22 protein-coding genes are annotated in these 23,525 nt (G+C 72.4%); 11 read left to right on the plus strand and 11 right to left on the minus strand.

The genetic code is table 11. From position 1 onward, the window contains the following. Nucleotides 1–23 precede the first annotated feature (23 nt). Nucleotides 24–1,097: a LacI family DNA-binding transcriptional regulator gene (locus GUI43_RS18710; RefSeq protein ID WP_112699380.1), complete on the plus strand. Its 1,074-nt coding sequence runs from the start codon at nucleotides 24–26 to the stop codon at nucleotides 1,095–1,097. After that, complete coding sequence (locus GUI43_RS18715; protein ID WP_112699381.1) at nucleotides 1,094–2,113, plus strand: phosphotransferase family protein; 1,020 nt, start codon at nucleotides 1,094–1,096, stop codon at nucleotides 2,111–2,113. Before GUI43_RS18710 ends, GUI43_RS18715 begins: the two co-directional genes overlap by 4 nt. Nucleotides 2,114–2,165: 52 nt before the next feature. On the opposite strand, the gene GUI43_RS18720 is transcribed toward GUI43_RS18715, so the two are convergent. After that, nucleotides 2,166–2,828, minus strand: a complete 663-nt coding sequence (locus GUI43_RS18720) for a fasciclin domain-containing protein (RefSeq protein ID WP_112602446.1) — start codon at nucleotides 2,826–2,828, stop codon at nucleotides 2,166–2,168. Between the two features lie 134 nt (nucleotides 2,829–2,962). On the opposite strand from GUI43_RS18720, the gene GUI43_RS18725 reads away from it, so the two are divergent. Next, nucleotides 2,963–3,448: a GNAT family N-acetyltransferase gene (locus tag GUI43_RS18725; protein ID WP_112699382.1), complete on the plus strand. Its 486-nt coding sequence runs from the start codon at nucleotides 2,963–2,965 to the stop codon at nucleotides 3,446–3,448. A gap of 243 nt (nucleotides 3,449–3,691) precedes the next feature. Here GUI43_RS18725 and GUI43_RS18735 read toward each other — a convergent pair whose 3' ends face one another. Next, nucleotides 3,692–4,972 (minus strand): MFS transporter, encoded by a 1,281-nt coding sequence (locus GUI43_RS18735; protein ID WP_112699383.1) that lies wholly within the window; start codon nucleotides 4,970–4,972, stop codon nucleotides 3,692–3,694. Nucleotides 4,973–5,097: 125 nt separating this feature from the next. On the opposite strand from GUI43_RS18735, the gene GUI43_RS18740 reads away from it, so the two are divergent. Next, complete coding sequence (locus tag GUI43_RS18740) at nucleotides 5,098–6,300, plus strand: NAD(P)/FAD-dependent oxidoreductase (protein ID WP_112699384.1); 1,203 nt, start codon at nucleotides 5,098–5,100, stop codon at nucleotides 6,298–6,300. Beyond that, a complete protein-coding gene (locus GUI43_RS18745) occupies nucleotides 6,297–7,214 on the plus strand; it encodes an RNA polymerase sigma-70 factor (protein WP_211326724.1) in 918 nt (305 codons plus the stop codon). Before GUI43_RS18740 ends, GUI43_RS18745 begins: the two co-directional genes overlap by 4 nt. A 16-nt stretch (nucleotides 7,215–7,230) precedes the next feature. Here the strand turns inward: GUI43_RS18745 and GUI43_RS18750 are convergent, their stop codons facing one another. Next, nucleotides 7,231–8,136, minus strand: coding sequence for a LysR family transcriptional regulator (locus GUI43_RS18750; RefSeq protein ID WP_112699408.1), 906 nt, complete (start codon nucleotides 8,134–8,136; stop codon nucleotides 7,231–7,233). Between the two features lie 152 nt (nucleotides 8,137–8,288). On the opposite strand from GUI43_RS18750, the gene GUI43_RS18755 reads away from it, so the two are divergent. Further along, complete coding sequence (locus tag GUI43_RS18755) at nucleotides 8,289–9,227, plus strand: SDR family NAD(P)-dependent oxidoreductase (RefSeq protein ID WP_112699385.1); 939 nt, start codon at nucleotides 8,289–8,291, stop codon at nucleotides 9,225–9,227. A 56-nt stretch (nucleotides 9,228–9,283) separates the two neighbouring features. Here the strand turns inward: GUI43_RS18755 and GUI43_RS18760 are convergent, their stop codons facing one another. Beyond that, nucleotides 9,284–9,844 (minus strand): NADPH-dependent FMN reductase, encoded by a 561-nt coding sequence (locus tag GUI43_RS18760; protein ID WP_112699386.1) that lies wholly within the window; start codon nucleotides 9,842–9,844, stop codon nucleotides 9,284–9,286. A gap of 138 nt (nucleotides 9,845–9,982) precedes the next feature. On the opposite strand from GUI43_RS18760, the gene GUI43_RS18765 reads away from it, so the two are divergent. After that, complete coding sequence (locus GUI43_RS18765; RefSeq protein ID WP_112699387.1) at nucleotides 9,983–10,456, plus strand: MarR family winged helix-turn-helix transcriptional regulator; 474 nt, start codon at nucleotides 9,983–9,985, stop codon at nucleotides 10,454–10,456. A gap of 38 nt (nucleotides 10,457–10,494) precedes the next feature. Here GUI43_RS18765 and GUI43_RS18770 read toward each other — a convergent pair whose 3' ends face one another. From GUI43_RS18770 to GUI43_RS18800, 7 genes are all read right to left on the minus strand, one after another. Then, complete coding sequence (locus tag GUI43_RS18770; protein ID WP_112699388.1) at nucleotides 10,495–10,995, minus strand: anthrone oxygenase family protein; 501 nt, start codon at nucleotides 10,993–10,995, stop codon at nucleotides 10,495–10,497. A 48-nt stretch (nucleotides 10,996–11,043) separates the two neighbouring features. Next, a complete protein-coding gene (locus tag GUI43_RS18775; protein ID WP_112699409.1) occupies nucleotides 11,044–12,849 on the minus strand; it encodes an IucA/IucC family protein in 1,806 nt (601 codons plus the stop codon). Nucleotides 12,850–12,887: 38 nt separating this feature from the next. Continuing rightward, complete coding sequence (locus GUI43_RS18780) at nucleotides 12,888–13,496, minus strand: GNAT family N-acetyltransferase (RefSeq protein WP_112699389.1); 609 nt, start codon at nucleotides 13,494–13,496, stop codon at nucleotides 12,888–12,890. Continuing rightward, nucleotides 13,493–14,770, minus strand: a complete 1,278-nt coding sequence (locus tag GUI43_RS18785) for a lysine N(6)-hydroxylase/L-ornithine N(5)-oxygenase family protein (RefSeq protein WP_112590275.1) — start codon at nucleotides 14,768–14,770, stop codon at nucleotides 13,493–13,495. The genes GUI43_RS18780 and GUI43_RS18785 overlap by 4 nt, the downstream gene beginning before the upstream one ends. 62 nt (nucleotides 14,771–14,832) lie before the next feature. After that, nucleotides 14,833–16,371: a pyridoxal phosphate-dependent decarboxylase family protein gene (locus tag GUI43_RS18790; protein ID WP_112699390.1), complete on the minus strand. Its 1,539-nt coding sequence runs from the start codon at nucleotides 16,369–16,371 to the stop codon at nucleotides 14,833–14,835. A gap of 98 nt (nucleotides 16,372–16,469) precedes the next feature. Beyond that, complete coding sequence (locus tag GUI43_RS18795) at nucleotides 16,470–17,330, minus strand: siderophore-interacting protein (RefSeq protein ID WP_112602437.1); 861 nt, start codon at nucleotides 17,328–17,330, stop codon at nucleotides 16,470–16,472. Nucleotides 17,331–17,334: 4 nt separating this feature from the next. Next, the gene (locus tag GUI43_RS18800) at nucleotides 17,335–18,366 is read right to left on the minus strand and encodes an ABC transporter substrate-binding protein (protein ID WP_112602436.1); all 1,032 of its coding nucleotides are present in this window, start codon (nucleotides 18,364–18,366) and stop codon (nucleotides 17,335–17,337) included. Nucleotides 18,367–18,439: 73 nt separating this feature from the next. Here GUI43_RS18800 and GUI43_RS18805 point away from each other — a divergent pair, with 73 nt between their 5' ends. The 4 genes from GUI43_RS18805 to GUI43_RS18820 are packed head-to-tail and all read left to right on the plus strand — an operon-like array spanning nucleotide 18,440 to nucleotide 23,485. Next, nucleotides 18,440–19,552, plus strand: a complete 1,113-nt coding sequence (locus GUI43_RS18805) for a FecCD family ABC transporter permease (protein WP_373861113.1) — start codon at nucleotides 18,440–18,442, stop codon at nucleotides 19,550–19,552. Further along, entirely contained in the window at nucleotides 19,549–20,577 is a 1,029-nt protein-coding gene (locus GUI43_RS18810; RefSeq protein ID WP_112699391.1) for a FecCD family ABC transporter permease, read from the plus strand. The genes GUI43_RS18805 and GUI43_RS18810 overlap by 4 nt, the downstream gene beginning before the upstream one ends. Nucleotides 20,578–20,606: 29 nt before the next feature. After that, nucleotides 20,607–21,431: an ABC transporter ATP-binding protein gene (locus GUI43_RS18815; protein ID WP_112699392.1), complete on the plus strand. Its 825-nt coding sequence runs from the start codon at nucleotides 20,607–20,609 to the stop codon at nucleotides 21,429–21,431. Continuing rightward, nucleotides 21,428–23,485 (plus strand): penicillin acylase family protein, encoded by a 2,058-nt coding sequence (locus tag GUI43_RS18820; protein WP_112699393.1) that lies wholly within the window; start codon nucleotides 21,428–21,430, stop codon nucleotides 23,483–23,485. The genes GUI43_RS18815 and GUI43_RS18820 overlap by 4 nt, the downstream gene beginning before the upstream one ends. The last annotated feature ends 40 nt before the right edge of the window (nucleotides 23,486–23,525 follow it).

Consider the following 23,525-nt stretch of genomic DNA (forward strand, 5'->3'; position numbering starts at 1 on the left):
TCAACAGATCGAGGGGGCGGGCCATGGCGACCCTGTCCGATGTGGCCCGCCGAGCGGGCGTCTCGCCCGCCACCGCCTCCCGCGTCATCAACGGCAGCAGCAAGCCGGTCACCGACGAGCTGCGCGAACGGGTGCTCGCCGCCGTCGCCGAGTTGCAGTACGTGCCGAACGCGCACGCCCAACTGCTGGCCCGCTCGCACCGCAGCGCGGTCGGCGTGATCGTGCACGACGTCTCCGACCCGTACTTCGCCGAGATCACCCGGGGGCTGCAACGGGTCGCCACCGACCAGGGCCGACTGCTGATGATCTGCAACAGCTACCGGGACCCGGACCGCGAGTTGGAGTACGTGGAGCTGCTGCGCGGCCACCAGGTGGCCGCGCTGATCCTGGCCGGCTCGGGCTACCACGACGAGGCGTTCACCCGGCAACTCAACGAGAAGCTCGCCGCGTACGAGGCCACCGGCGGGCGGGTGGCGGTGATCGGGCGGCACGAGCACTCCGGCGACGCGGTGATGCCGGACAACCGGACCGGCGGCTACCTCGCCGGGCGGGAGCTCTGCGGTCTGGGGCACCGGGCGATCGGCGTGGTCGCCGGCCCGCGCATCCTGACCACCACCACCGACCGGCTCGCCGGGCTCCGGCAGGCCCTCACCGAGCAGGGCCGCGAGCTGCCCGAACGGCGCATCCGGTACGCGGAGTTCGACCGCGACGGCGGGGCCGAGGCCACCGCCCGACTGCTCGACGCCGACCCGGAGCTGACCGCGATCGTGGCGCTCAACGACTCGATGGCCATCGGCGCGCTCGCCACCCTGCGCGCGCGTGGGTTGGCCGTGCCGCAGCAGATCTCGGTGCTGGGTTTCGACGACATGCCGATCGCCCGGGACGTGACCCCGGCGTTGACCACCGTGCGGCTGCCCCTGGTCGACATGGGTGTGCGGGCGATGTCCCTGGTGCTCGGCGTCGGGGCCCCGACGCCCCGGGTCGAGGTGCTCCCCGCCGAGCTGGTCCGCCGCGACACCGCCGGTCCCGTCCCACTGTCCACCCGCGCCACAGCGGGTTCCGCGCCACGCGCACGGCGAGGTGACAGCACGTCGTGACCGGTGTCAGCCCGACCCAGCGGCCCCTCACGCGCGCCGATGTGGCGTACCTGGTCGGTGCGTCGTTCGGGCCACACACCCGGGTCCGGGACGCCGGTCCACTGGCCGGTGGAGGGTACGCGACGGTCTGGTGGGTGCTGCTCGACGACGACCGTCGGGTGGTGCTGAAGCTGGCGCCGCCGGCCGGAACGCCGCTGCTGCGCTACGAGCGCGGGCTCTGCGCTGCCGAGGAGCGGTACTTTCGGCTCGTCGCGCAGCGGGCGCCGCAGGTGCCCGTCCCCCCGGTGCTCTGGCGCGGCGCCGACCCGGCGTACGGCGAGTGGTTGGTCACCACGCTGCTGCCCGGCCGGTCGTTGGCCGACCTGGCCGAGGCCGGTGTCGTGGTCGAGGACGGCCCGGCGCGCCACGACCTCGGGGTGGCTCTCGCCGCGTTGCACCGGGTGACCGGTGAGAGGTTCGGGTACGACGACGAACGGGCCGGCGGGCCGACCTGGCGGGCAGCGTTCACGGCGATGCTCGACGCGCTCCTGGCCGACGCGGTCGACTGGGACGTCCGGCTGCCGGTGACCCCGGACCGCCTGCACGCACTGGTGGGGCGGCACGGCGACGTGCTCGACGAGGTGCGCCGGCCGGCGCTGCTGCACTTCGACTGCTGGGACGGCAACGTGCTGGCGGCGCCCGACGGGGACGGCCGGTTGCGGCTGCGCGGCCTGGTGGACGGCGAGCGGTTCCTCTACGGCGACCCACTGCTGGACCTGGTTTCACCGCTGCTCTTCCGACGCGTCGAGGACGAGCCGGAGCACCCTCTGCTGCGCGGTTACCAGGCCAGCGCAGTCGAACCGTTGGTGCTGGACGCTTCGGCACGCCGCCGGCTCGGTCTCTACCGGTTGCACCTGTACCTGCTGATGACTGTGGAGATGCCCAGCCGCGGGATGACAGCGCGCAGCCATCCCGGGCGGTCGGCCCGGCTGGCGGCCCTGCTCGACGAGGAACTGGCTGCGCTCGCCTCGGGCTGACCGCCCGGCGCGGGTGGCATCCGGCGCGTGGTCGGACGCCACCCGCCCGCGGTCAGGGTAGGTCGATCGGGCGCAGCACCCGGTCCACGGCGTGCGCGATCTGCCGGTTGCCCTTGTTGACGTCGTAGGAGACGACCCGCGCGTCACGGTCGTCGGTGTCGGCGTCGACCAGCCGCACCTGGCGGAAGAAGTACAGGTAGGTGCGCACGTCGACCTCGACGGTCGAGCCGAGCGCGGTGGTCAGGTCCGTGCCGTCGGCCCGGACCGCCGTCTTGCGGTCGATGGTGGCCCCCGGGACCACGTGGTAGAGCAGCACCGACTCGACGGTGTCGATGCCCAGCCCGGCAACGGCGGTGAAGGCGGCGCTCTCACTCGGCAGCTTCCGGGCCTGCGTGATCTCGCGGACCAACTGCTGGAAGGCGGCGTCGGTGGGGATGAACGCGGTCAGCGCCACGGTGCCGTCGGTGAGCACCTTGACCGGAGAGTTCGGCTTGGCCTCCAGCACGGCCAGCACGGCCGCCGTCAGCACGTCGAAATCACGCGAGTTGCGATCGAAGCCGCTGCTGTCCCGGGTGAGCACCTGGGCGAGTGACGTTGTGCCGAGCGGCTTGGGCTTGCTGGTGGCCTGAGCGGCCGGTACGGCGACCGCGGTGGTGGCCAGCGCGGTGGCCACGGCACCCACCGCCATCCGGGCGGCGATTCGTGCGATCTTCATCAGCGGGCCTTTCGTCGAAGCGACCGGATCCGTGACGTCTCGTCACGATCCATGCTTCGCACCGGGTGGGCCGCGCAGATGCACCAGCGGATAACGGATTGTCCGATGCTCCTGCCCCGGCCTAACCTCCCCGGGTGCTGATTCGGGAGTTCGTCGACCGGGACTGGCCGCAGGTGTGGCCGATCATCGAGGAGGTGATCCGGGCACAGGAGACGTTCCCCTACGACCCGGCGATGACCGTCGAGCAGTCGTACGGCATGTGGGTCGAGGCGGCGCCGGCGCGGACCGTCGTGGCGGTCGACGGCGAGCGGGTGCTCGGCACCGCCAAGATGGGCGCCAACCGGCCCGGGCCGGGCGCGCACGTGTCCACCGCCAGCTTCATGGTCGCCGCCGACGCGCGGGGGCGGGGCGTGGGCACCGCGCTGTGCCGTGACGCCCTGACCTGGGCCCGCCGGCAGGGGTACGCCGGCATGCAGTTCAACGCCGTGGCGGAGAGCAACAGTTCGGCGATACGGCTGTACCTGCGGGAGGGCTTCGAGGTGGTCGGCACCGTGCCGGGCGCGTTCCGTCACCCCATCCTCGGCCGGGTCGGCCTGCACGTGATGTACCAGGAGTTCTGACCGCGCCCGCTCCGCTCGCTCAGGAGGCCACAGTGGTGGTCGGCGCCTTTGGAGCTGATGTCACAAACGAATCGGCCGCTGGCCGGGCCGTCGGGTCTTCCCCACCGCCGGGAGCGGCCCCACCGCCTGAATCGTTTACGACATCAGCTCCATAGCGTCTCCACCAACGGTGCCGCCGTCTCCACCAACGGTGCCGCCATCTCAACCAACGGTGCCGCCATCTCCACCAACGGTGCCGCCATCTCAACCAGCGGTGCCGCCGGCCGGGGCCGGGTGCAGTCCGGGCTGCCCGACGGCCGGCTCCGCTCCGGCACGGCGGATCGGGGTGAAGAGGCCGCCGACCGCGACCAGCAGGCACCCGGCGCCGGCCGCGAGCGTGACCGCCGGAGCACCGTAGCGGCCGGCGGCCCAGGTCAGCACCACAGCGCCGGCCGGACCGAGGGCGTAGTGCGTGCTCCAGAACGCCGACGTGACCCGGCCCAGCAGGTGATCGGGGGTGATCTCCTGGCGCAGGGACATCGAACAGATCCCGCCGACGCTGAGACAGCACAGGTACACCGCCGTCAGTGTGGTGACCGCCGGCACTGTGGTGGCGAGGCCGACCCCCGCCACGGCGAAACCGCAGATCGCGTGCGCGCCGATCCAGGTGGGGCCGAAGCCGCGACGGCGGCGCAGCGGCGCCACCAGCAGCGCGCCGGCGACAGTGCCCAGCGCCGCCAAGCCGAGCACCGTGCCGACAGTGCCCTCCGAGCCGCCGAGGTCGTGCGTGACGTGGTAGATCAGCACGTCGACGAAGCCGTAGGTGAGGAAGATGAAGACCGACAACAGGACGGTCAGCGCGCGCAGCACGGGCTGTCGCCACAGGAACCGCGCCCCGGCCAGGAACTCAGCCAGCGGACGTTGCCGGGCCACCCCCTCGTCCACCCGGACGGGGCGCAGTCGGATCAGCCACAGGCCGGCCGCCGAGAGCGCGAAGCTCGCCGCGTTGACGGCGATGGCGGTGGCCGGGCCGAAGCGGGCCGCCACCACACCGGCGAGCAGCGGCCCGAGCACGGCCGCCGCCGCGTACGTCGCCTGCAACCGGCCGTTGGCCTCGGTGATCCGGTCGGAGTCGACGAGGTTGCGGACCGCGGTCACCGCAGCGACCTGGAACAGCATGCCGGCCGCCTCGCAGATCGGCAGCACGACGAAGAGCAGCCAGACCTGCGGGCCGGCGAGCCACGCCAGTGGCACCAGGGCGTAGAGCACCAGCCGGGTCAGGTCCGCCACGATCATCAAGGTGCGGCGGTCGTACCGGTCGACCAGCACCCCACCGAAGATCCCGGCGACGACGGACGCCGCGCCCGCGACGGCGGTGAGCAGGCCCATCTGCGCCACCGACCCGGTCGCCTGGAGCACCAGCAGCGGCACCGCCAGGTAGGCGAACGAGTCGCCGGCCGCCGAGAGCGACTGGGCGACCCAGTACGTGCCGAAGGTCCGGTCCCGCCAGAGCGGAGCCCGACCAGCGGCGGCGGATCGGCTCATCGCGCCAAGGGTAGTGAACGCGCCCCTCCGACGCTGGCCGTGGCGGGCGTCACATCGCTGCCATGTCACGAACCGACGAGCGGCACGCATCTCGTGGTCGTCAGTCCGATCAGAGAGGCGGAACAATGAGCACAGCGCATCGACAGGTCCCGGCGGGCACACACCGCGTACTGATCCTCGGCGCGGGCTACGCGGGCATGGCCGCGGCGACCCAACTGGCGGCCCGGACCAGGCGGGCCGACGTGCAGGTGACAGTGGTCAACGCGCAGGAGCGGTTCACCGAGCGTCTCCGGCTGCACATGACGGCGACCGGTCAGCGGCTCGCCGACCTGGACATCAGCGAGCTGCTGGCGGGAACGGGTGCGCAGTTCGTGCGCGGCTGGGTGACGGCGGTGGACGCCCACGCGAAGACCGTCCGCGTCGACGACAGCCGGGTGCTGCGCTACGACACCCTGGTCTACGCGTTGGGCAGCGTGACGGACACGGCGGCGGTCCCGGGCGTCGAGGAGCACGCGTACAGCCTGGACGGTCCGAGTGGCGCGACCACGCTGGCGGACCGGCTGGCACGGCTCGGCGCCGGCACTGTCGTCGTGGTCGGCAGCGGGTTGACCGGGATCGAGGCGGCCGCGGAGATCGCGGAACGGCACCCGGAGGTCGGTGTCACGCTGGTGGGCCAGCAGGACCCGGGAGCGAGCATGAACCCGAAGGCCCGGGCGTACCTGCGGGGCGCGCTGACCCGCCTCGGCGTCCAGATGGTCACCGGAGCGGCGGTCACCAGGGTCCGGCCCGACGCTGTCGAACTGGCCGGTGCGGAGACCGTGGCGGCCGACATCGTCCTCTGGACGGGTGGTACCCGGGTGGCGCCGCTGGCCGCCGCCGCCGGGTTGACCGTCGACGAACGCGGTCGCGTCGTCACCGACTCCGCGTTGCGGTCGGTGTCGCACCCCGAGGTGTACGCGATCGGCGATGCGGCAGCGATCCGGCAGGGTTACGGGGTGCTGCACGGCACCTGCCAGAGCGGGATGCCGACCGGCGTGCACGCGGCGGTGTCGATCGCCCGCGCGCTGCGGGGCAGGCAACCCAGGCCGTTCCGGTTCGGTTATTACCACACGCCGGTGAGCCTGGGTCGGAACGACGCGGTCGTGCAGTTCACCCGCCCGGACGACAGCCCTCGCCGCGGGTGTCTGACCGGGCGGATGGCGGTCTGGTACAAGGAGACCGTGAGCGCTTCGCCCTGGCCGACCTACCGTCGCATGTCGCGGTTGCCCTCCTCCGGTGCGTTCTGGCCGCGTGGTGGCCGTTTCACCCGCCTGCGGGACGCGCGGTGACGCACCCGCCGGACGCTGACGAGCAGGTGTTCCACAGTCATCGCAACCTGCTGTTCTCGGTGGCCTATCGGATCCTCGGCAGCGCGGCCGATGCCGAGGACGCGGTGCAGGACGCCTGGATCAGCTGGTCCTCGGCGGACCGCTCCCAGGTCGCCGACCCGAAGGCGTACCTCGCCCGCATCGTGTCGAACCTCGCGTTGCAGCGTCTGCGCTCGGCCCGGCACCACCGCGAGACCTATCCGGGGCCGTGGTTGCCCGAACCCGTCCTGACCGAAGGGGACGCCGCCGACACCGTCACCGACGCCGAGTCGGTGTCGATGGCGATGCTGGTGGTGCTGGAGACGCTCAGCCCGCTCGAACGCGCCGTGTTCGTCCTGCGGGAGGTCTTCGACTTCAGCCACGCGGAGATCGCGGCGGCGGTGGAGCGCTCCGAGGCGGCGGTCCGCCAGATCGCCCACCGGGCTCGCGAGCACGTTCGGGGCCAGCGGCAACGTTTCACGGCGGACCGGTCGCAGCAGCGCGGGGTCACCGAGCGATTCCTCGCCGCCGCGACCGGTGGCGACATCAACACCCTGCTGGAGCTGCTGTCGCCGGACGTCACGTTGTGGACCGACGGTGGCGGTAAGGTCCGCCAGGCCCTGCGTCCCATCAGGGGCGCGGGAACGGTCGCCGCGTGGTTCGCGGCCATCGGCACCGTCACCTACCAGGGCGTCGCGCCGCACGACATGCGCGCCGCTCTGGTCGAGATCAACGGGGGCCCGGGTCTGGTGTTCAGCGGTGCGGGTCGGGTGGTCGCCACCGTCTCCTTCGACATCGACGCCGGCGGTCGCATCACCGCCATCCACAACGTCGCCAACCCCGACAAGCTTCGCGCCGTCGCCGACGGCACCACCCACCACCTCGCGACGCGGTGAGCCGGCCGGCTCACCGTCAGCCGGTGCTGGTGAGGTCGGTGGTCGCCGCGAGTTCCGTGACCACGTCCAGGAAGCGGTGCAGCGCGGGCGCGGTGTTGCCCGCCAACCACACCATCTCGGTGTACGCGTAGGCGCCGGTCAGCGGAACGAACACCACGCCGGTGCGGCGAAGACTCGCCGCCGAGCAGGCGAGCCGGGTGACGCCGAGCCCGGCGGCGACCAGGCCGAGGAGGCTCTGCACGCCGGCCTCCTCCTGAACGACGGTCGGTACGAAGCCCGCTTCCCGGAACTGGTCCTCGTAGGCGCGGTGCCAGGGTTCCCAGGAGCTGCGCGGGGTCATGACCCACGGTTCGTCCGCCAGGTCGGCGAGGGTCAACTCGTCGCGCCCGGCGAGCGGGTGGCCCTCGGGCAGCACCGCGCAGACCGGTTCGGTCGTCAGTCTCCTGGACTCCAGGCCGGGCACGAGCGGGGTCCGGGTGAAGGCGACGTCGAACCGCCCGTCGAGGACGCCCTGCACCAGCGTCGCGATGCTGGTGGACTCGGTGGCCAGGTGCAGGTCGGGGAGGTGCTGGCGGGCTGCCCGGACCACCGGGGGCAGCAGATGGTTGGCGACGGTGGTCAGGAAGGCGAGCCGGAGGGTGCCGACGTCACCCCGCAGGGCCCGTTCCACTACGGCGACGGCCTGCTCGGCGCGGTCGGTGACGGCGCGCGCCTCGGGCACGAACAGGGCACCGATGTCGGTGAGGGTGGTGCCGCGGCTGTCACGGTCGAACAGTTTCGCCCCGAGGGCGCGTTCCAGGGCGGTGATCTGCTGCGACAGCGACTGCTGGGCGATCATCAGGCGGGCGGCGGCACGGGTGAAGCTCAGCTCCTCCGCGAGGACCAGGAAGTACCGCAGTTGTCGCAGCTCAGGCGTGGCCACAGGAACAGACTGTAGCCACGCCAGGAAGAGCGTGTTGGCCGTCCGCACAGACCTCCGCGCACGATCGGTGTGAAGGGCGGCGCCGGCACACCGTACGCCGGTACGGCGAGCCGGCACGGCCACGTGAGGACACCCACCGAAGGAAGACGTTCATGTCGGAAACACGCGTCAGCACGCCGTTCAACGCCCAATCCACCGCCGCCGACGTCGTGGCCGGTGTCGACCTGACCGGGCGTCGCGCGATCGTCACCGGTGCCTCGTCGGGCATCGGAGTGGAGACCGCCCGGGCGCTCGCCATGGCGGGCGCCGAGGTGACGCTTGCGGTACGGGACGTGCGGGCCGGAGAACGGACCGCGCGGGAGATCGGCGCCGGGACCGGGAACCGGCTGCTCCGGGTCGCGCCGTTGGACCTGTCCGACCAGCGGTCGGTCGCCGCGTTCGTGGCCGCCTGGGACGGGCCCCTGCACATCCTGGTCAACAACGCCGGAGTGTCGGCGACCCCCGAGATGCGCACGGCGGAGGGTTGGGAGTTGCAGTTGGCCACCAACCACCTCGGCCACTTCGCACTCGCCAACGGGCTGCACCGGGCGCTCGCCGAGGCCGGTGGGGCCCGCGTCGTTTCGCTGAGTTCCATCGCCCACGTTTCGGCCCCGATGGTCTTCGAGGACGTCAACTTCCGGGCACGCCCCTATGACCGTCTGCTTGCCTACGGCGAGTCGAAGACCGCCACCGCGCTGTTCGCCGTCGAGGCGAACCGGCGTTGGGCCGGCGACGGCATCACTGTCAACGTGGCCAACCCGGGCGCGGTCGTCACCAACCTGGGACGGCACCTCACCGAGGAGGACTACGCGCAGCTTCCGGCGTTCGACTTCAAGACCCCGCAGCAGGGGGCCGCGACCTCCGTGCTGCTCGCCGCGGGGCCGCAGCTGGAGGGCATCGGCGGCCGGTACTTCGAGGACTGCCAGCAGGCGGTGCGTCACGACCCGGCGGACCCGCTGCGCGGCGTCGCCGACCACGCGATCGACCCCACGGCGGCGGCGCGACTGTGGCAGCTGTCGCTGGACCTGTTCGCCGGCGCAGAGCGTGCCTGAACGCCCGGAAACGGCCGTGGGATCCCCCACGGCCGTTTCCGAAAGGCGCGGAACGCTCAGCCCTTGCGCAGCGGAGCGAGCGCCGCGCTCCAGGCGACCACCTGGTCGAGCGTGGCGGTCAGCGAGTCCTGGTGGAACTGGTTGGGCTTGAAGACGCTGAAGTTCTCGAAGTCGGTGAAGAGCGACAGCGCGACCTGCGAGCGCACGTCGGCCATCTGGAGCTCACCGGAGATCAGACGCAGGTGCTCCACGGCGCGCGTCCCGCCGACCGAGCCGTAGCTGACGAAGCCGACGGCCTTGTTGTTCCACTCGGCGTAGAGGAAGTCGATCGCGTTCTTCAGAGCGCCCGAGGTCGAGTGGTTGTACTCGGGGGTGACGATGATGAACCCGTCGAACGACGCGATCGTCTCGGCCCACCGCTTGGTGTGCGGCTGGGTGTACTGGCCCATCGAGGGCGGGTACGCCTCGTCGAGGTGCGGCAGCTGGTAGTCGAGCAGGTCGATCAGCTCGTACTCCGCGTCGGAGCGCTGCTTGGCGATGTCGAGCACCCAGCGGGCGACGGCCTCGCCGTTACGCCCCGGGCGGGTGCTTCCGAGGATGATCCCGATCCTGGTCATGTGTGGCGCCTTTCAGAGGTCCTTGCCTGACGACGGGGAACGCTAACCGACGCTTGATCGGTCAAGCAAATATCTGGCCTATGGGCGTGGTCACACGGAGGGTGAGCATTTGCTCAGTCAAACAAGTATGATAGGAGGATGCCCAATCCCTCCGCAGCGAGTCCGCAGCCCCTCACTCCAGACGAGGAATCCCTGGTCCGCGCCCTGGGACAGGTGATGCACGTCCTGCCCCGCGCGATCGACGCGGACATGGTCGGTGACCGTCAGCTACCGCTCACCGAGTACACCGCGCTGATGAACCTCTCCGAGACACCGGACCGGCGGATGCGCATGAACGAGCTCGCCGCGCTCTGCCACCTCTCCCTCAGCGGCATGACCCGCACGATCATCCGGCTGGAGACGCAGGGCCTGGTCCGACGGGAACGGTGCGAGGAGGACGCGCGCGGCTGGAACGCCGTCCTCACCGACGCGGGCTACGCCCGCCTGCAGGAATCCTGGCCCAGTCACCTGGCCGCCGTACGCCGCCGGTTCCTCCAGCACTTCGAGGGCTTCGACCTCGCCCAGCTGGCCCGCGCGTTCCAGCAGGCCGGCACGGCCGACCCGACCGACTGAGCCGACGCCGGCCCGGTCGGTCGCCCTCCCATCCGGCCTCAGCCGAGCAGCCGGCCTTCGACCACCAGCGCCCACGCCAGCAACCCGAAGGCACCGGTCGACGCGACGGCGCGGACCACGTTGCCGCGTACCCAGGTGACCTCGAAGCGCGCTCGCAACGCCGCGAGGTCGGTGGCGTCGTCGACGTCGCCGGCGCGGGCCAGCACGTTGTTGAGCGGCACGTTGACCACGGCGGTGACGCCGAGCACCACCAGGTACAACACCAGCCCGGCGACGATCCACGGCAGCACCGCCCGACGCTCGGCCCCCAGGTGCAGCGCCGCCGCCACCAGCGTGAACAGCAGCGCGCCGCCGAAGCACACCGCGAACCAACCGTTGAGGATCGACTCGTTGATCCGCCGCATGGCGAGCACCAACGTCCGGTCGTCGGTGCGGGCCAGACCCGGCATGACCGCGTACGCGAAGGCGGCGAACAGCCCGGCGGTCAGGCCGGTGGTCACTGTGGCGGCGAACAGGCTCGCGGTACTCAGAACTCCCATCCGCCTATTGCACCCGTTGGCGTGCCCGCTGACCAAACGCGATAGCGGTCACCGGGCCGGAGCGTGGGCGGCGAGCGGGTTGGTGAGGGTGCCGACGAACTGGAGCGCCGCCGACGGGTCGGCCAGGTCGATCATCTGCTGGTTGTTGCGCAGTTGCAGCCGGTTGAGGCAGGACAGCGTGAACTCCGGGGCGAACAGGTCGTAGTGGCGGACCCGCTCGGCCAGGTGCGGCACCCGGTCGAAGTAGTCGGCGGCGCAGACCGCGACAGTGCGCCAGAAGTCGTCCTCGGCGAGCACGCCGGCCTCGACCAGGACCGCGTTGAGGTGCCGCAGGAAGCAGTCCACCACGTCGGTGAAAATGGTCAGCAGCTTGGTGTCGTCGGGCACCTCGACGCGGATCCGCTCCACCGCCGCCGGCAGCTCGACAGTGTCGCTCATCACCGCGATCTCTTCGGCGATGTCCTTGAAGATCACCCGCTGGACGGTGTCCTGCTCGTCGAGGACCAGGATGACGTTCTCGCCGTGCGGCATGAAGGCCAGGTCGTGGGCGTAGAAGCTGTGCAGCAGCGGGGTCAGGTAGGCGTCCAGGTAGCGACGCAGCCACACCTCGGGCGCCAGGCCGGACCGGGCGATCAGCGCCGCCGCCAGTGAATCGCCCTCGTCGTCGACGTGCAGCAGCGCGGCCATGGTGGACAGTCGCTCCCCCGACGCGAGGTCGGGCACCGGGCTCTCCCGCCACAGGGCGGCCAACATCTTGCGGTACGGGGAGGTGCGCTCGGTCGCCGCCTCGTACCGCCGGTGCCGGTAACCCACAGCGGCCCGCTCCCGGATGACGGTCAGACCGGTGCCGGTCAGCACCTCGTCGGTGGCGATCAGGTCGGCCAGCCAGTCGTTGATCGCCGGGGTGGCCTCCATGTAGGCGGCCGACAGCCCTCGCATGAAGCCCATGTTCAGCACCGACAGCGCGGTCTTGACGTAGTGCCGGCCCGGCTCGCTGACGTTGAAGAAGGTGCGGATGGACTGCTGGGCGAGGTACACGTCCGGCCCGGGGCCGAGGTGCACCAGCCGCCGCTCGGCCAGCTCCCCGGCGAAGGTGACCGCCAGCTTGTTCCACCACTGCCACGGGTGTGCCGGGATCAGGTGGTAGTCGGCGAGGTCCAGCCCGAGATCGGCCATCGTGGCCGCGAACCGGGCCCGCGTCTCGGCGTCCAACTCGCTCTCGATGAGCGTGTCGTAGTCGAGGTCGGCGGCGCTGCTGAACGTCGAGTGGTCCCGGTGTGCGGCCAGCCACTCCAGCCGCACCGGCGCTGCGGCCTCCGGGGCGTACCGGTGGTACTCGTCGACGCCGAACCCGAGCCGGCCGTTGTTCGCCACGAAGCAGGGGTGGCCCTCGGTCATCGAGGTCTCGATGGTCTGGAAATCCGCCTCGGCCAGCTCGGCGGCGCTCGGCGCCGCCTGGGTCAGCTTGTACGCCGTACCGGCCAGCGTCGAGGTGATCTCCTCCAGATAGACCGGGAGCACCCGCGCGGAGAGCCCGAGGGTGTCGCGCAGTTCGACGATGAGGTCCACCGCGTCCGGGGCCAGGGCGCTGCCGTCGCGGTGTCGGGTGATGCTGTCCGCGTCGATCTGCCAGTGCGCCAGGGCGAGCACCCGCGCCGCGAACCGGTAGGTGACAGTGCCGTCGTCGCTGCGGACCTCGTACCACTGCCGGTCGTCGGGGCCGGCCACGGCCTCCGGGGTGAGCAGCCGCTCGTGGGTGAACTCGGCGAGGGCCTTGCGGACCAGCAGCCGGTTGGCCCGGGCCCAGCGCTGCGGGGTGAGGTGCCCGACCGGGTCGCCGGGGGCGTTGTGCACCGTGGCGACGGGCGGGTGGGTGGGTACGGCGGTGGTGGTCACGCCGGGGCTCCTTCGGTTCGGGTGACAGCGGCGCGGTCGGCGGCGCTGCGGTCGGCGGCAGCCTGGAACTGGGCTCGGGTGCAGACGCCGAGCAGCGCGTCCTTCTCGGGCTTGGCGATCGGGCCGACGACGGTGAAGCCGACGGCGGCGTTCAGCGCGTGCACTGCGGTGTTGCGCACGTCCGGTTCGACCACCACCCGACGGGTCGTCGGGTCGTCGAAGAGCCACGCCATGACGGTGCCGATCACCGCCCGGGTGAAGCCGTGCACTGGCGCGTCGACCGGCGCGCAGAGGAAGTGCATGCCCACGTCACCGGGCTGGTGGTCGTACAGGCCGACCAGCTCGACGTGGGCCGGGTCGTAGCGCTCCGCCAGGAAGGCGGGACTCCCCCGCCACAGGCCGAGGTACGCGTCGTGGTGCGGGTGCTCGGCGATGCGCCGGTACTCCTCGGTGACCTGGGCCAGGTCGGCGTCCTGCATCATCCAGAACGCCGCCTTCGGGTGGGTCACCCAGGCGTGCAGCAGCGCCGCGTCGGCGTCCGGATCGAGCGGCCGCAGCGCGAACTCACCGAGCCCCTCGTCGACCCGGGTGAAGACGCTCGTCACGACGACACCCCGAACTCCTGGAAGGTGATGCTCTTCTCGATCGGGTAGTGCTCCCGGCCGAGCAGCTCGCGGATGATCCAGGAGTTGCGGTAGGCGCCCATGCCGAGGTCCGGTGAGGTGATGCTGTGCGTGTGGGTGCCCGCGTTCTGCAGGAAGATGCCCCGCCCACTGTGGTCGATGCTGTAGTTGCGGGCCACGTCGAAGCGGCCGTGCGCGTCCCAGCGGATCCGGTCTGACACCGGCGTGAGGAACTCCGGCACCCGGTAGTGGTAGCCGGTGGCCAGCACCAGCCCCTCGGTACGCAGCACGAAGTCGCGCTCCTGCTCCACCTGGCGCAACCCCAGCGTGTACTGCCCGTCCTGGTGCTCGGCGCTGACCAGCTCGGTGTTGGTGAGCAGGCGGGTGTTCACCGGCCCGTCCACGCTGTGCGCGTAGAGCAGGTCGAAGATGTCGTTGATCAGGTCGGCGTTGATCCCCTTGAACAGGCCCTTCTGCTCGGACTCCAGCCGGTAGCGGGTCGCCTCGGGCAGCGCGTGGAAGTAGTCCACGTAGTCCGGTGAGGTCATCTCCAGCGTCAGCTTGGTGTATTCGAGGGGGAAGAACCGCGGCGACCGGGTCACCCAGTTGAGCTGGTAGCCGTACCGGTCGATGTCGCCGAGCAGGTCGTGGTAGATCTCGGCGGCGCTCTGCCCGCTGCCCACCACCGTGATGCTGCGCTTGGTGCGCAGCGCCGTGCGGTGCTCCAGGTAGTGGGAGTTGTGCACGGCGTCGCCGGGCAACCCGGCCACGGCCGGGGGCAGGTGCGGCGGGGTACCGGTGCCGAGCACCAGGTGCCGGGCCCGGTACTGCACGGTCTCCCCCGTGCCGGTGCTGGCCCGCACCACGTACCGCTCGTCGGCGCTGTCGTACTCCACAGTGGTCACGCTCTGACCGAAGCGCAGGTTCGGCAGTTTCGCCGCCGCCCACCGGCAGTACGCGTCGTACTCACTGCGCAGCGGGTAAAAGCTCTCCCGGATGTAGAACGGGTAGAGCCGGCCGATCTCCTTGAGGTAGTTGAGGAAGGAGTACGGCGACGTCGGGTCGGCGAGGCTGACCAGGTCGGCGATGAACGGGGTCTGCAACCGGGCTGACTCCAGCAGCATGCCGGGGTGCCAGGCGAGGCTCGGCCGGGCCTCCAGGAACACCCCGTCGAGCTCGTCGATCGGCGCGGTGAGGCAGGCCAGGCCCAGGTTGTACGGGCCCAACCCGATGGCGATGAAGTCGTGGGTGGACATCGGGGTCTCCAGGCGCGGGTTCGTGGTCACCGGCGTCAGCCGACGGGGCAGGTTCATCGGCGTCAGCCGACGGGGCAGGTCAGGTCGGCGTCGACGTGGTCGTGCACGTACTGGCCGGCGTGGGTGGCGATCAGGTCGAGCACGTACCCGACGTCGTCGACTGTGGTTTCCGGGTTGAGCAGTGTGAACTTCAGGAAGTGCCGGCCGTCCACCCGGGTCCCGGCGACCACTGCGAGACCGGACGCCGCGAGGGCCTCCCGGGCGTGCAGGTTGGCGGCGTCGGCCAACTCCCGGCCGGGGCCGGTGGGCAGGTAGCGGAACACCACGGTGCTCAGCTCCGAGCGCGTCACCACCTCGAAGCGCGGGTCCTCGCTGACCAGTTGCCAGGCGTCGGCGGCGCGGTCGACGACCTCGTCGAAGAGCCCGCCGAGCGCGTCCGGGCCCATCACCCGCAGGGTGAGCCAGAGCTTCAGCGCGTCGAAACGGCGGGTGGTCTGCAAGCTCTTGTCGACCTGGTTGGGGATGCGCTGCTCCACCATCCGGGCCGGGTTGAGGTAGTCGGCGTGGTAGGTGACGTGCCGCAGCGTCCGCCGGTCGCGGACCAGCAGCGCGCTGGAGCTGACCGGCTGGAAGAACGACTTGTGGAAGTCCACGGTCACCGAGTCGGCCCGCTCGATGCCGTCGAGCAGGTGCCGGCGCGTCGGCGAGACGAGCAGACCGCAGCCGTACGCGGCGTCCACGTGCAGCCACACGCCGGCTGCCGCGCAGATCCCGGCCAGGTCCGTGAGCGGGTCGATAGAGCCGAAGTCGGTGGTACCGGCGGTGCCGACGACGGCCATCACCACCAGCCCGGCCTGCCGGCACCGGGCGATCTCCTCGCGGACGGCGGCCGGCCGGATCCGTCGCCGGGCGTCAGTGGGTACCGCGATCACCGCGTCCGGGGCGAGGCCGAGCAGTTTGGCCGACTTCTGCACGCTGAAGTGACCGGCGGCGGAGGTGAGCACGCGCAGCCGGGGCAGCAGTTCGGCGCGCGCCGCCGGGCCGATGGCGTCGGCGCACGCCTCCTCCCGGGCCAGCAGCAGCGCCTGGAGATTGGACTGGCTGCCGCCGCTGGTGAAGATGCCGTCGGCGCGGTGACCGAGGCCGATCCGCTCGGCCGTCCAGTCGACCAGCCGGCGCTCGATGAGGGTGGCCCCGGCGCTCTGGTCCCAGGTGTCCAGCGAGGAGTTCACGGCGGTGAGCACCGCCTCACCGAGCAGTGCTGGGATGGCCACCGGGCAGTTGAGGTGGGCCAGGTAGCGGGGGTGGTGGAACCAGACGGCGTCGCGCAGGTAGACGTTCTCCAGCTCGTCGAGGGCGGCGCCGGCGTCGCCCAGCGGACGGTCCAGGTCCACCCGGTCGACCAGGGGGGCCAGCTCGGCCGGCGTGATCCCGGTGCCGGGACGGTCCACGGCGGCCACTCGGCGGGCTACCCGGTCGACGCCGTCGGCGATCGTCCGGCGGTACTGCTCGACCGAGCCACCGTGCAGCAGCTGGGCCCGCGCGGCGGTTGACGCCGGTGGCGGTGTGGTGGTCTCGACGGGGTACGTCGGCACGGTCACGGAATGTCCTTCCACGTTCTCGACGAGGGGCAGCCGGAACCCTCCCCGGCGCGGCGGTGCGCCTCGGGGCAGTGCTGCCGATCGGTTGGGGTCGTCAGTCAGGCGGTGACGCCGGCCAGCGCCTCGGCACGCAGGTCCTCTTCGGACAGTCCGCGTCGCCAGTAGCCGGCGAAGGTCACCCTCCGGCGGTCGAAGCCGCGCTCGTCGACGAGGTGCCGGCGCAGCGCCCGCACCACGCCGGACTCACCGGCGATCCAGGCGTACGGGGTGCCGCCGGTGGGGAGCCGGGCGGCGCGCACGGAGCTGACCAGCAGGTCACTCCCGGGCGGTGTGCTGCCCCGCACGATCCACCTGATCTCGACGTCGGCAGCGGTGGGCAGGTCGGTGATGTCCGCGGCGTCGGGCACCTCGATCCAGGCGCGCACCCGGGTGCCGGCGGGCAGCCAGGCCAGGATGCCCTCGACGGCCGGCAGCGCGGTCTCGTCGGCGGCGAGCAGCACGAGGTCCGTGCCGTCCGGCGGGCGGAAGCAGACGCTGCGGTTGTCGGGCACCGCCGGGCCGAGCAGCAGCACCCGGTCGCCGGGGCCGGCCAGGGCCGCCCAGCGGGAGGCGGGGCCGGTGTCGCCGTGGCTGACGAAGTCGATGTCGACAGCGGTCTCGGCCGGGCGGTGCTCCCGGATGGTGTACGAGCGCAGCACCGCGCGGACGTCCGCCGGCAGTGCCCGCCAGCCGCCGAACCAGTCCTCGCCCTGCTCGACCGGGACCACCGGGGCGTGCTGCCCGGGGTGCGGCAGGAACAGCGAGACGCTCTGGTCCCGGCCGCCGCCGGCGAAGTCGGCCAGCTCCGCGCCACCGAAGGTGACCCGGATCAGCGAGGCGCCGACCCGACGGGCCCGGACGACGTGCGCGGCGTAGAAGCGGTACTGCGAGGCGATCGGTGCGGTGGCGCTCGTACTCATGGCGTCAGCTGACCTTCTTCGCGTTCCGGATGGCGGTGGCGAGGTTCTCCAGCAGCGGCGCTGAGCCGGCGTACGAGAAACGGGGTACCGCGTCCCACGGGCTCACCTGGTTGGCAGTGACCGCCGGCAGTTGCTGCCAGGTCGGCTTGGCGGTGAGGTCCTTGGCCTGCAAGGCGGTGCTGCGGTTGTCCAGCAGGATCAGGTCGGCCGGGAACTTGCCTGCGCTCTCCCAGCTCAGCGCCTCGAAGTAGTCGCCGGCTTCGAGCTTGGTGGGGACCACGATGTCGACGCCCAACTCGGCGAAGTACATCAGGTCGGTGCTGACCTTCGGGTTGGAGACGTAGAAGAGGTCGGGGCTGCCGGAGCAGGCCATCACCTTGATCCCGGGGTTGGCCTTGACTGCCTGCCGGACCGCCTCGGCGGCGGCGTCGAAGCGGGCCTTTCCGTCGGTGACCTTCTTCGCGGACAGGTCCGCGCCGAGCGACTCGGCCAGCGCCGCGTACCGCTCGATGGGCTTGGTCATCGGCACCCGGGCGGTGGTGATCGCCACACTGGGCGCCAGCGGGAGGATCTTGGCCTTGCTCTCGTCCGGCACGTACCAGAGCGCGTCCGGGTCGTACATGTGGGTGACCAGCAGTTCGGGGCGTAGCGCCGCGTACTTCTCCAGGCTGAACTCGCCCCACACGTTGCCGAGGATCTCGACGCCCTCGACGTTCAGGTCGCCGGCCTGCGGCTCGGCCGTGCCGTCGGCACGCCTGGTCTCACCGAACACGCCCACGAGCTGTTTGTCGAGACCGAAATCGATCAGGGCCGCCGCGACACCGGTGAAGGCCACCACGCGGGTCGGACGCGCCGGGGCCTCAACCTTCGTGCCGCGGTCGTCGGTGAACGACCAGGGGCCACTTCCGTTTCCGGCGGCGGGTTTCGCGGCGTCGTCCTTGCCACAGGCGGCGAGCAGGGTGGCCAGCGTGGCAGCGCCACCGGCGGCCAGCAGGCCACGGCGGGAGAGGCGGCGGGCGGACAGGGCATCGGGCATGGTGTTGTCTTTCGATCAAGGGTTGGCCGGACTCGACCAGGGCAGCGGGGTTAGGTTAGCCTAACCTCGGTCATTGTCAACAGCGGTTCGCCGTGTCGCCACCACCCCGGAGCCCACACTGGACGCCACACCCACCGTCACCCGACCGGCACCGCCCGTGCCGGCCAGGGAAACGGCCGCACCCCCGAGCCGGCGTGGCCGTCGGGCGGCCCGCGCCGCCGGCCTGGTCACCGCCGTGGCACTGCTCGCGGTGATCGTGGTGCTCAGCATCGCGGTCGGCGCGAAGGCCATGCCGCTCGCCGACGTCTGGTCCGGGTTGCTGCACCGCGACGCCACCGAGTACGCCGTGGTGCATCGGATGCGCCTGCCCCGCACCCTGCTCGGGCTGCTCGCCGGCACCGCCCTCGGTGTGGCGGGCGCGGTCATGCAGGCCCTCACCCGCAACCCACTCGCCGACCCCGGGCTACTCGGCATCAACGCCGGCGCGTCCGCGGCCGTCGCCACCGCCGCCGCGTTCCTGGGCGTCACCGCCGTCGGCGGGTACGTCTGGTTCGCGCTGCTCGGCGCGGCGGCGGTGACCGCGCTCGTCTACACCGTCGGCGGCGGACGCGGCGCCACCCCGGCCCGACTCGCGCTGGCCGGGGCGGCGCTCAACGCCACCCTCTACTCCTACGTGAGCGCGGTGATGCTGCTGGACACCGCGTCGCTGGAGCGGCTGCGTTTCTGGACGGTCGGCTCACTGGCCAGCGCGGACTCCACGACCGTCACCCGGGTGCTGCCGTTCATCCTCATCGGGCTGCTGGTCGCGCTCGGCGCCGCCCGTCCGCTGAACGCGCTGGCGCTCGGCGATGACGCGGCGCGAGCCCTCGGCGCGCGACCCGCGCTGATCCGCGCCGCCGTGATCGTCGCCGTCACCCTGCTCTGCGGCGCGGCGACCGCCGCGTGCGGACCGATCGTCTTCGTCGGGCTGCTGGTGCCGCACCTGGTCCGCGCCCTGACCGGCCCGGACCTGCGCTGGCTGCTGCCGTACTGCGCGGTGCTCGCACCGGCGTTGCTGCTCGGCGCCGACGTGCTCGGCCGGGTGCTGGGCCGCCCCGGAGAACTCCAGGTCGGCATGGTGACCGCCGTGCTGGGCGGCCCGCTCTTCCTGTGGCTGGTCACCCGCCGACCGGTGGCGCAACCGTGACAGTTCTGCGTACTTCATGGGGGTTGTCGCTGCGGTTCCGGCCCCGCGCGTTGGGCGTCGGGGCCGGCGCGGCGGTGCTCGCCGCCGGGTTCGGTCTGGTGGCCCTGGGCAGTGGTGACTACCCGATGGGGCCGGCGGACGTGCTACGCACGCTGACCGGCGGTGGCACCGTGGCGGAGCAGTTCATCGTGCTCGAGCTGCGCCTGCCCCGGCTGGTCACCGCCCTGTTGGTCGGTGCGGCCCTGGCCCTCGCCGGCACGGTGTTCCAGTCGCTGGTCCGCAACCCGTTGGGCAGCCCGGACATCCTGGGCTTCACCCAGGGCGCGTCGACCGGGGCGCTGGTGGTGGTCGTCCTCGGTGGCAGCAGCCTGGCGTTGGCCGGCGCGGCGGTCGTCGGTGGCCTCGGCACCGGCCTGGTGATCTACGCGCTCGCCTGGCGGCGCGGAGTGCACGGCTACCGGCTCATCCTGGTCGGCATCGGGGTGGCCGCGATCCTGACCGGCGTCAACGGCTACCTGCTGACCCGGGCGCCCCTGATGGAAGCCGCCCGCGCGGTCCTCTGGCTCACCGGCAGCCTGGACGGGCGAGGCTGGGCCAACGCCGGGCCGCTGCTCGCCATGCTGGTCGTGTTGGCGCCGCTGGTGCTCGTCGGCTGCGCCCCGGCGCTGCGGATGATGGAGCTGGGCGACGACGCGGCCAGCGCCCTGGGCGTGCCGGTGCGCCGGCTGCGCCTTCTGCTGCTCGCTGCCGCCGTGCTGCTGGTCTCGTTCGCGGCGGCCGCAGCCGGGCCGGTGTCCTTCGTGGCGCTCGTCGCCCCGCACGTGGCGAAACGACTGACCCGGGCCCCGGGCCCGAACCTGCTGCCGTCGATGGCCGTCGGCGCGGCGCTGCTGGTCGGGGCCGACCTGGTGGCGCAGCGCGCGTTCGCCGGGCACCAACTCCCGGTCGGCGTGGTGACCGGCGTGATCGGCGGCGGCTACCTGGTCTGGCTGCTGGCGATGGAACGTCGGGCGGGCCGGCTGTGAACACCAGTGACGCCCTCGAAGGAGCACCCATGCGACCCGGCGAATCCCGACTCGGCGGCACCGCGCTGACCCTCGCCTACGACCAGCGCACCATCGCCGAGAACCTGACCGTGGCGGTGCCCGACAGGTCCTTCACGGTGATCATCGGCCCGAACGCGTGCGGCAAGTCGACGCTGCTGCGCGCCCTGTCCCGGATGCTTCGCCCCAGCGCCGGTGCGGTGCTGCTGGACGGACGGGACATTCACGATCTGCCGGCCCGCACTGTGGCCCGTACGCTCGGCCTGCTGCCGCAGTCGTCGATCGCACCGGACGGCATCAGCGTCGCCGAGCTGGTCGCCCGGGGTCGCTACCCCCACCAGGGGCTGCTGCGGCAGTGGTCCCGCGAGGACGAACGGGTGGTCGAGGAGTCGATGGCCGCGACCGGGGTCGACGACCTCGCCGACCGGGCGGTGGACGAGTTGTCCGGCGGGCAGCGGCAGCGGGTCTGGATCGCCATGGCGCTGGCCCAGCAGACGCCCCTGCTGCTGCTCGACGAGCCGACCACGTACCTCGACATCGCCCACCAGATCGAGATCCTGGACCTCTGCGCCCGGCTGCACGAGGAGCAGGGCCGCACCCTTGTCGCCGTTCTGCACGACCTGAACCACGCGGCCCGCTACGCCACCCACCTGATCGCCATGCGCGACGGGCGCGTGGTGGCCGCCGGGGAGCCGGCGTCGGTGGTCACCGCCGACCTGGTGGGGGAGGTGTTCGGGCTGCCCTGCCGGGTGATCGACGACCCGGAGACGGGCACCCCGCTGGTCGTCCCCGCGGCCCGACGCCGTGCCACCACAGTGGCCCCGGAGCCGGCGTGAGCGAGCACAGCGGCCGGCGCTTCCGCGACCCGTGGGGGGTGCCGCACCTGCGGGCCGACGACCCGCTCGCGCTGGCGGCAGCGCAGGGCCGGGTGACCGCGTACGACCGGGCCTGGCAGATCGAGGTCGAACGGCACCGCGCCCAGGGCACCAGCGCGGCGTTCCTCGGCCCCGACGCGCTCGGCTGGGACCGGTTCGTCCGGCAGGTCCGGCTCGACGACACCGCACGCCGCTGCCACGCGGCACTGGACCCGGCGACCTCCGAGTGGGTGGGCGCCTACGTGCACGGCGTCAACGCCGCTCTCGCCGCCGGGGCGGCCCGGTCACCGGAGTTCGCCGCCACCGGGCTGCGCCCGGGTCGGTGGGAGCCGTGGACGCCGCTCGCGGTCTGGCTGGGCCACCACATTCTGTTCGCCGGGTTCCCCGGCAAGCTCTGGCGCGAGCACGTGGCGCAGCGGCTCGGGCCGGACGCGGTCGACCTGTTCGCCACCGACGGTCCGGCAGTGGCCGGCAGCAACGGGTGGCTGCTCGCCGCCGAGCGCACCGGCACCGGGGCCGCGCTGCTCGCCGGCGATCCGCACCGGTTCATCGAGGATCCCGGCGTCTACCAGCAGATCCGGCTGGCCTGCCCGGAGTACGACGTGGTCGGGTTGGCGGTGCCGGGTGTGCCGGGCATCGCGCACTTCGGGCACGCCGGTCCGGTGGCCTGGGCGATCACCAACGCGATGGCCGACTACCAGGACGTGTACGCGGAGCGGCTGCGCCGCGACGGCCCCCGGGTGCAGGCGCTCGGCCCGGACGGCTGGCGACCGGCGCACCGCCACGTCGAGACGATCGAGGTGGCCGGGGCCGAGCCGGTCGAGGTCGAGGTGGTGGAGACCGATCGTGGTCCGGTGATCGCCGGTGGGCCGGACGACGAGAATGCCGTCAGCCTGCGCTACCCGCCCCGGGTCCGGGGCGACCTCGGTTTCGCGACGCTGCCGGAGCTGCTGCGCGCCCGCACCGTTGCCGACGTGGACCACGCGCTGCGGCACTGGGTGGAGCCGGTCAACGTGGTGCAGGCGGCGGACACCGCCGGAGGGCTGTTGCACCGGGTCGCCGGTGCGGTGCCGGTGCGGCACCCGGGAAACGGCCGGCGGGTGGTCCCCGGATGGGACGCCGCGTACGCCTGGCAGGGCTGGCACGCGCCGATGCCCCGCGCCGAGGTGGTCGGTCGGTCGGTGATGGCCAACGAGCGCGGGCTGGCGGCGCCACTCGGGGTGGAGTTCGCCGCAGGGCACCGGGCGCATCGCATCGCCGAGCTGCTCGACGCCCGTTCGGCCTGGACGGCCGACGAGATGGCCTCGGTGCACACCGACACGTACCTGGGCGCCGCCGGGCCGCTGCTGGAGGTCCTCGCCGAGTCGACGGACCTCGGTCCGGCCGCCGCCGCGCTGCGTGAACGACTGCTGCGCTGGGATCGTCGGATGGCCGCCGACAGCACTGACGCGGCGGCCCACGCCCTCCTGCGGGCGGCTGTCGTACGCCGGATCGCCGCCCACCCGGCGTTGGCCGAGCTGGCCGAGCTGCCCGCGTACCCCGAGGTGTTCGCGCCCTGGCTGGCGCTGACGCCGCGCGTCGGTCACGCGCTGGAGCACCTGCTCGGTGCGACCCCGCTGCCCGGTGTGGACATCCCCGCGCTGGTACGCGCGGCGGCCGAGGAGGTCGGCGACGCGGCGGCCGGGCAGGTGCCCTGGGGGGACCTGCACCGGCTGGCGCCGTGGCGGGCCCTGCCCGGCCCGGACACCGGGCCCGGCCCCCGGCTCGACGGTGACCACGACTGTGTGTTGGCCACCTCCAGCGTGCCCGGGGTCACCCACTGGTGCTTCCGGGGGCCGGCGGCGCGCTTCGTCTGGGACCTGGCCCGCCGCTCGGACAGCCGCTGGGTGGTCCCCCTGGGCGCCTGCGGGGTGCCCGGCGACCCGCACCACGACGACCAGAGCGCCGCCTGGCTGGCCGGCGACCTGCTGCCGGTCATCACGGACTGGGATCAGCTCGCCGAGGAACTGCACTGACGGCACCGGCCGCCGCTCGGGTGTGTCGCGCACCCCGAGC

Origin of the sequence: Micromonospora noduli (assembly GCF_003264365.1) — a bacterium.
Classification (GTDB): domain Bacteria; phylum Actinomycetota; class Actinomycetes; order Mycobacteriales; family Micromonosporaceae; genus Micromonospora; species Micromonospora noduli.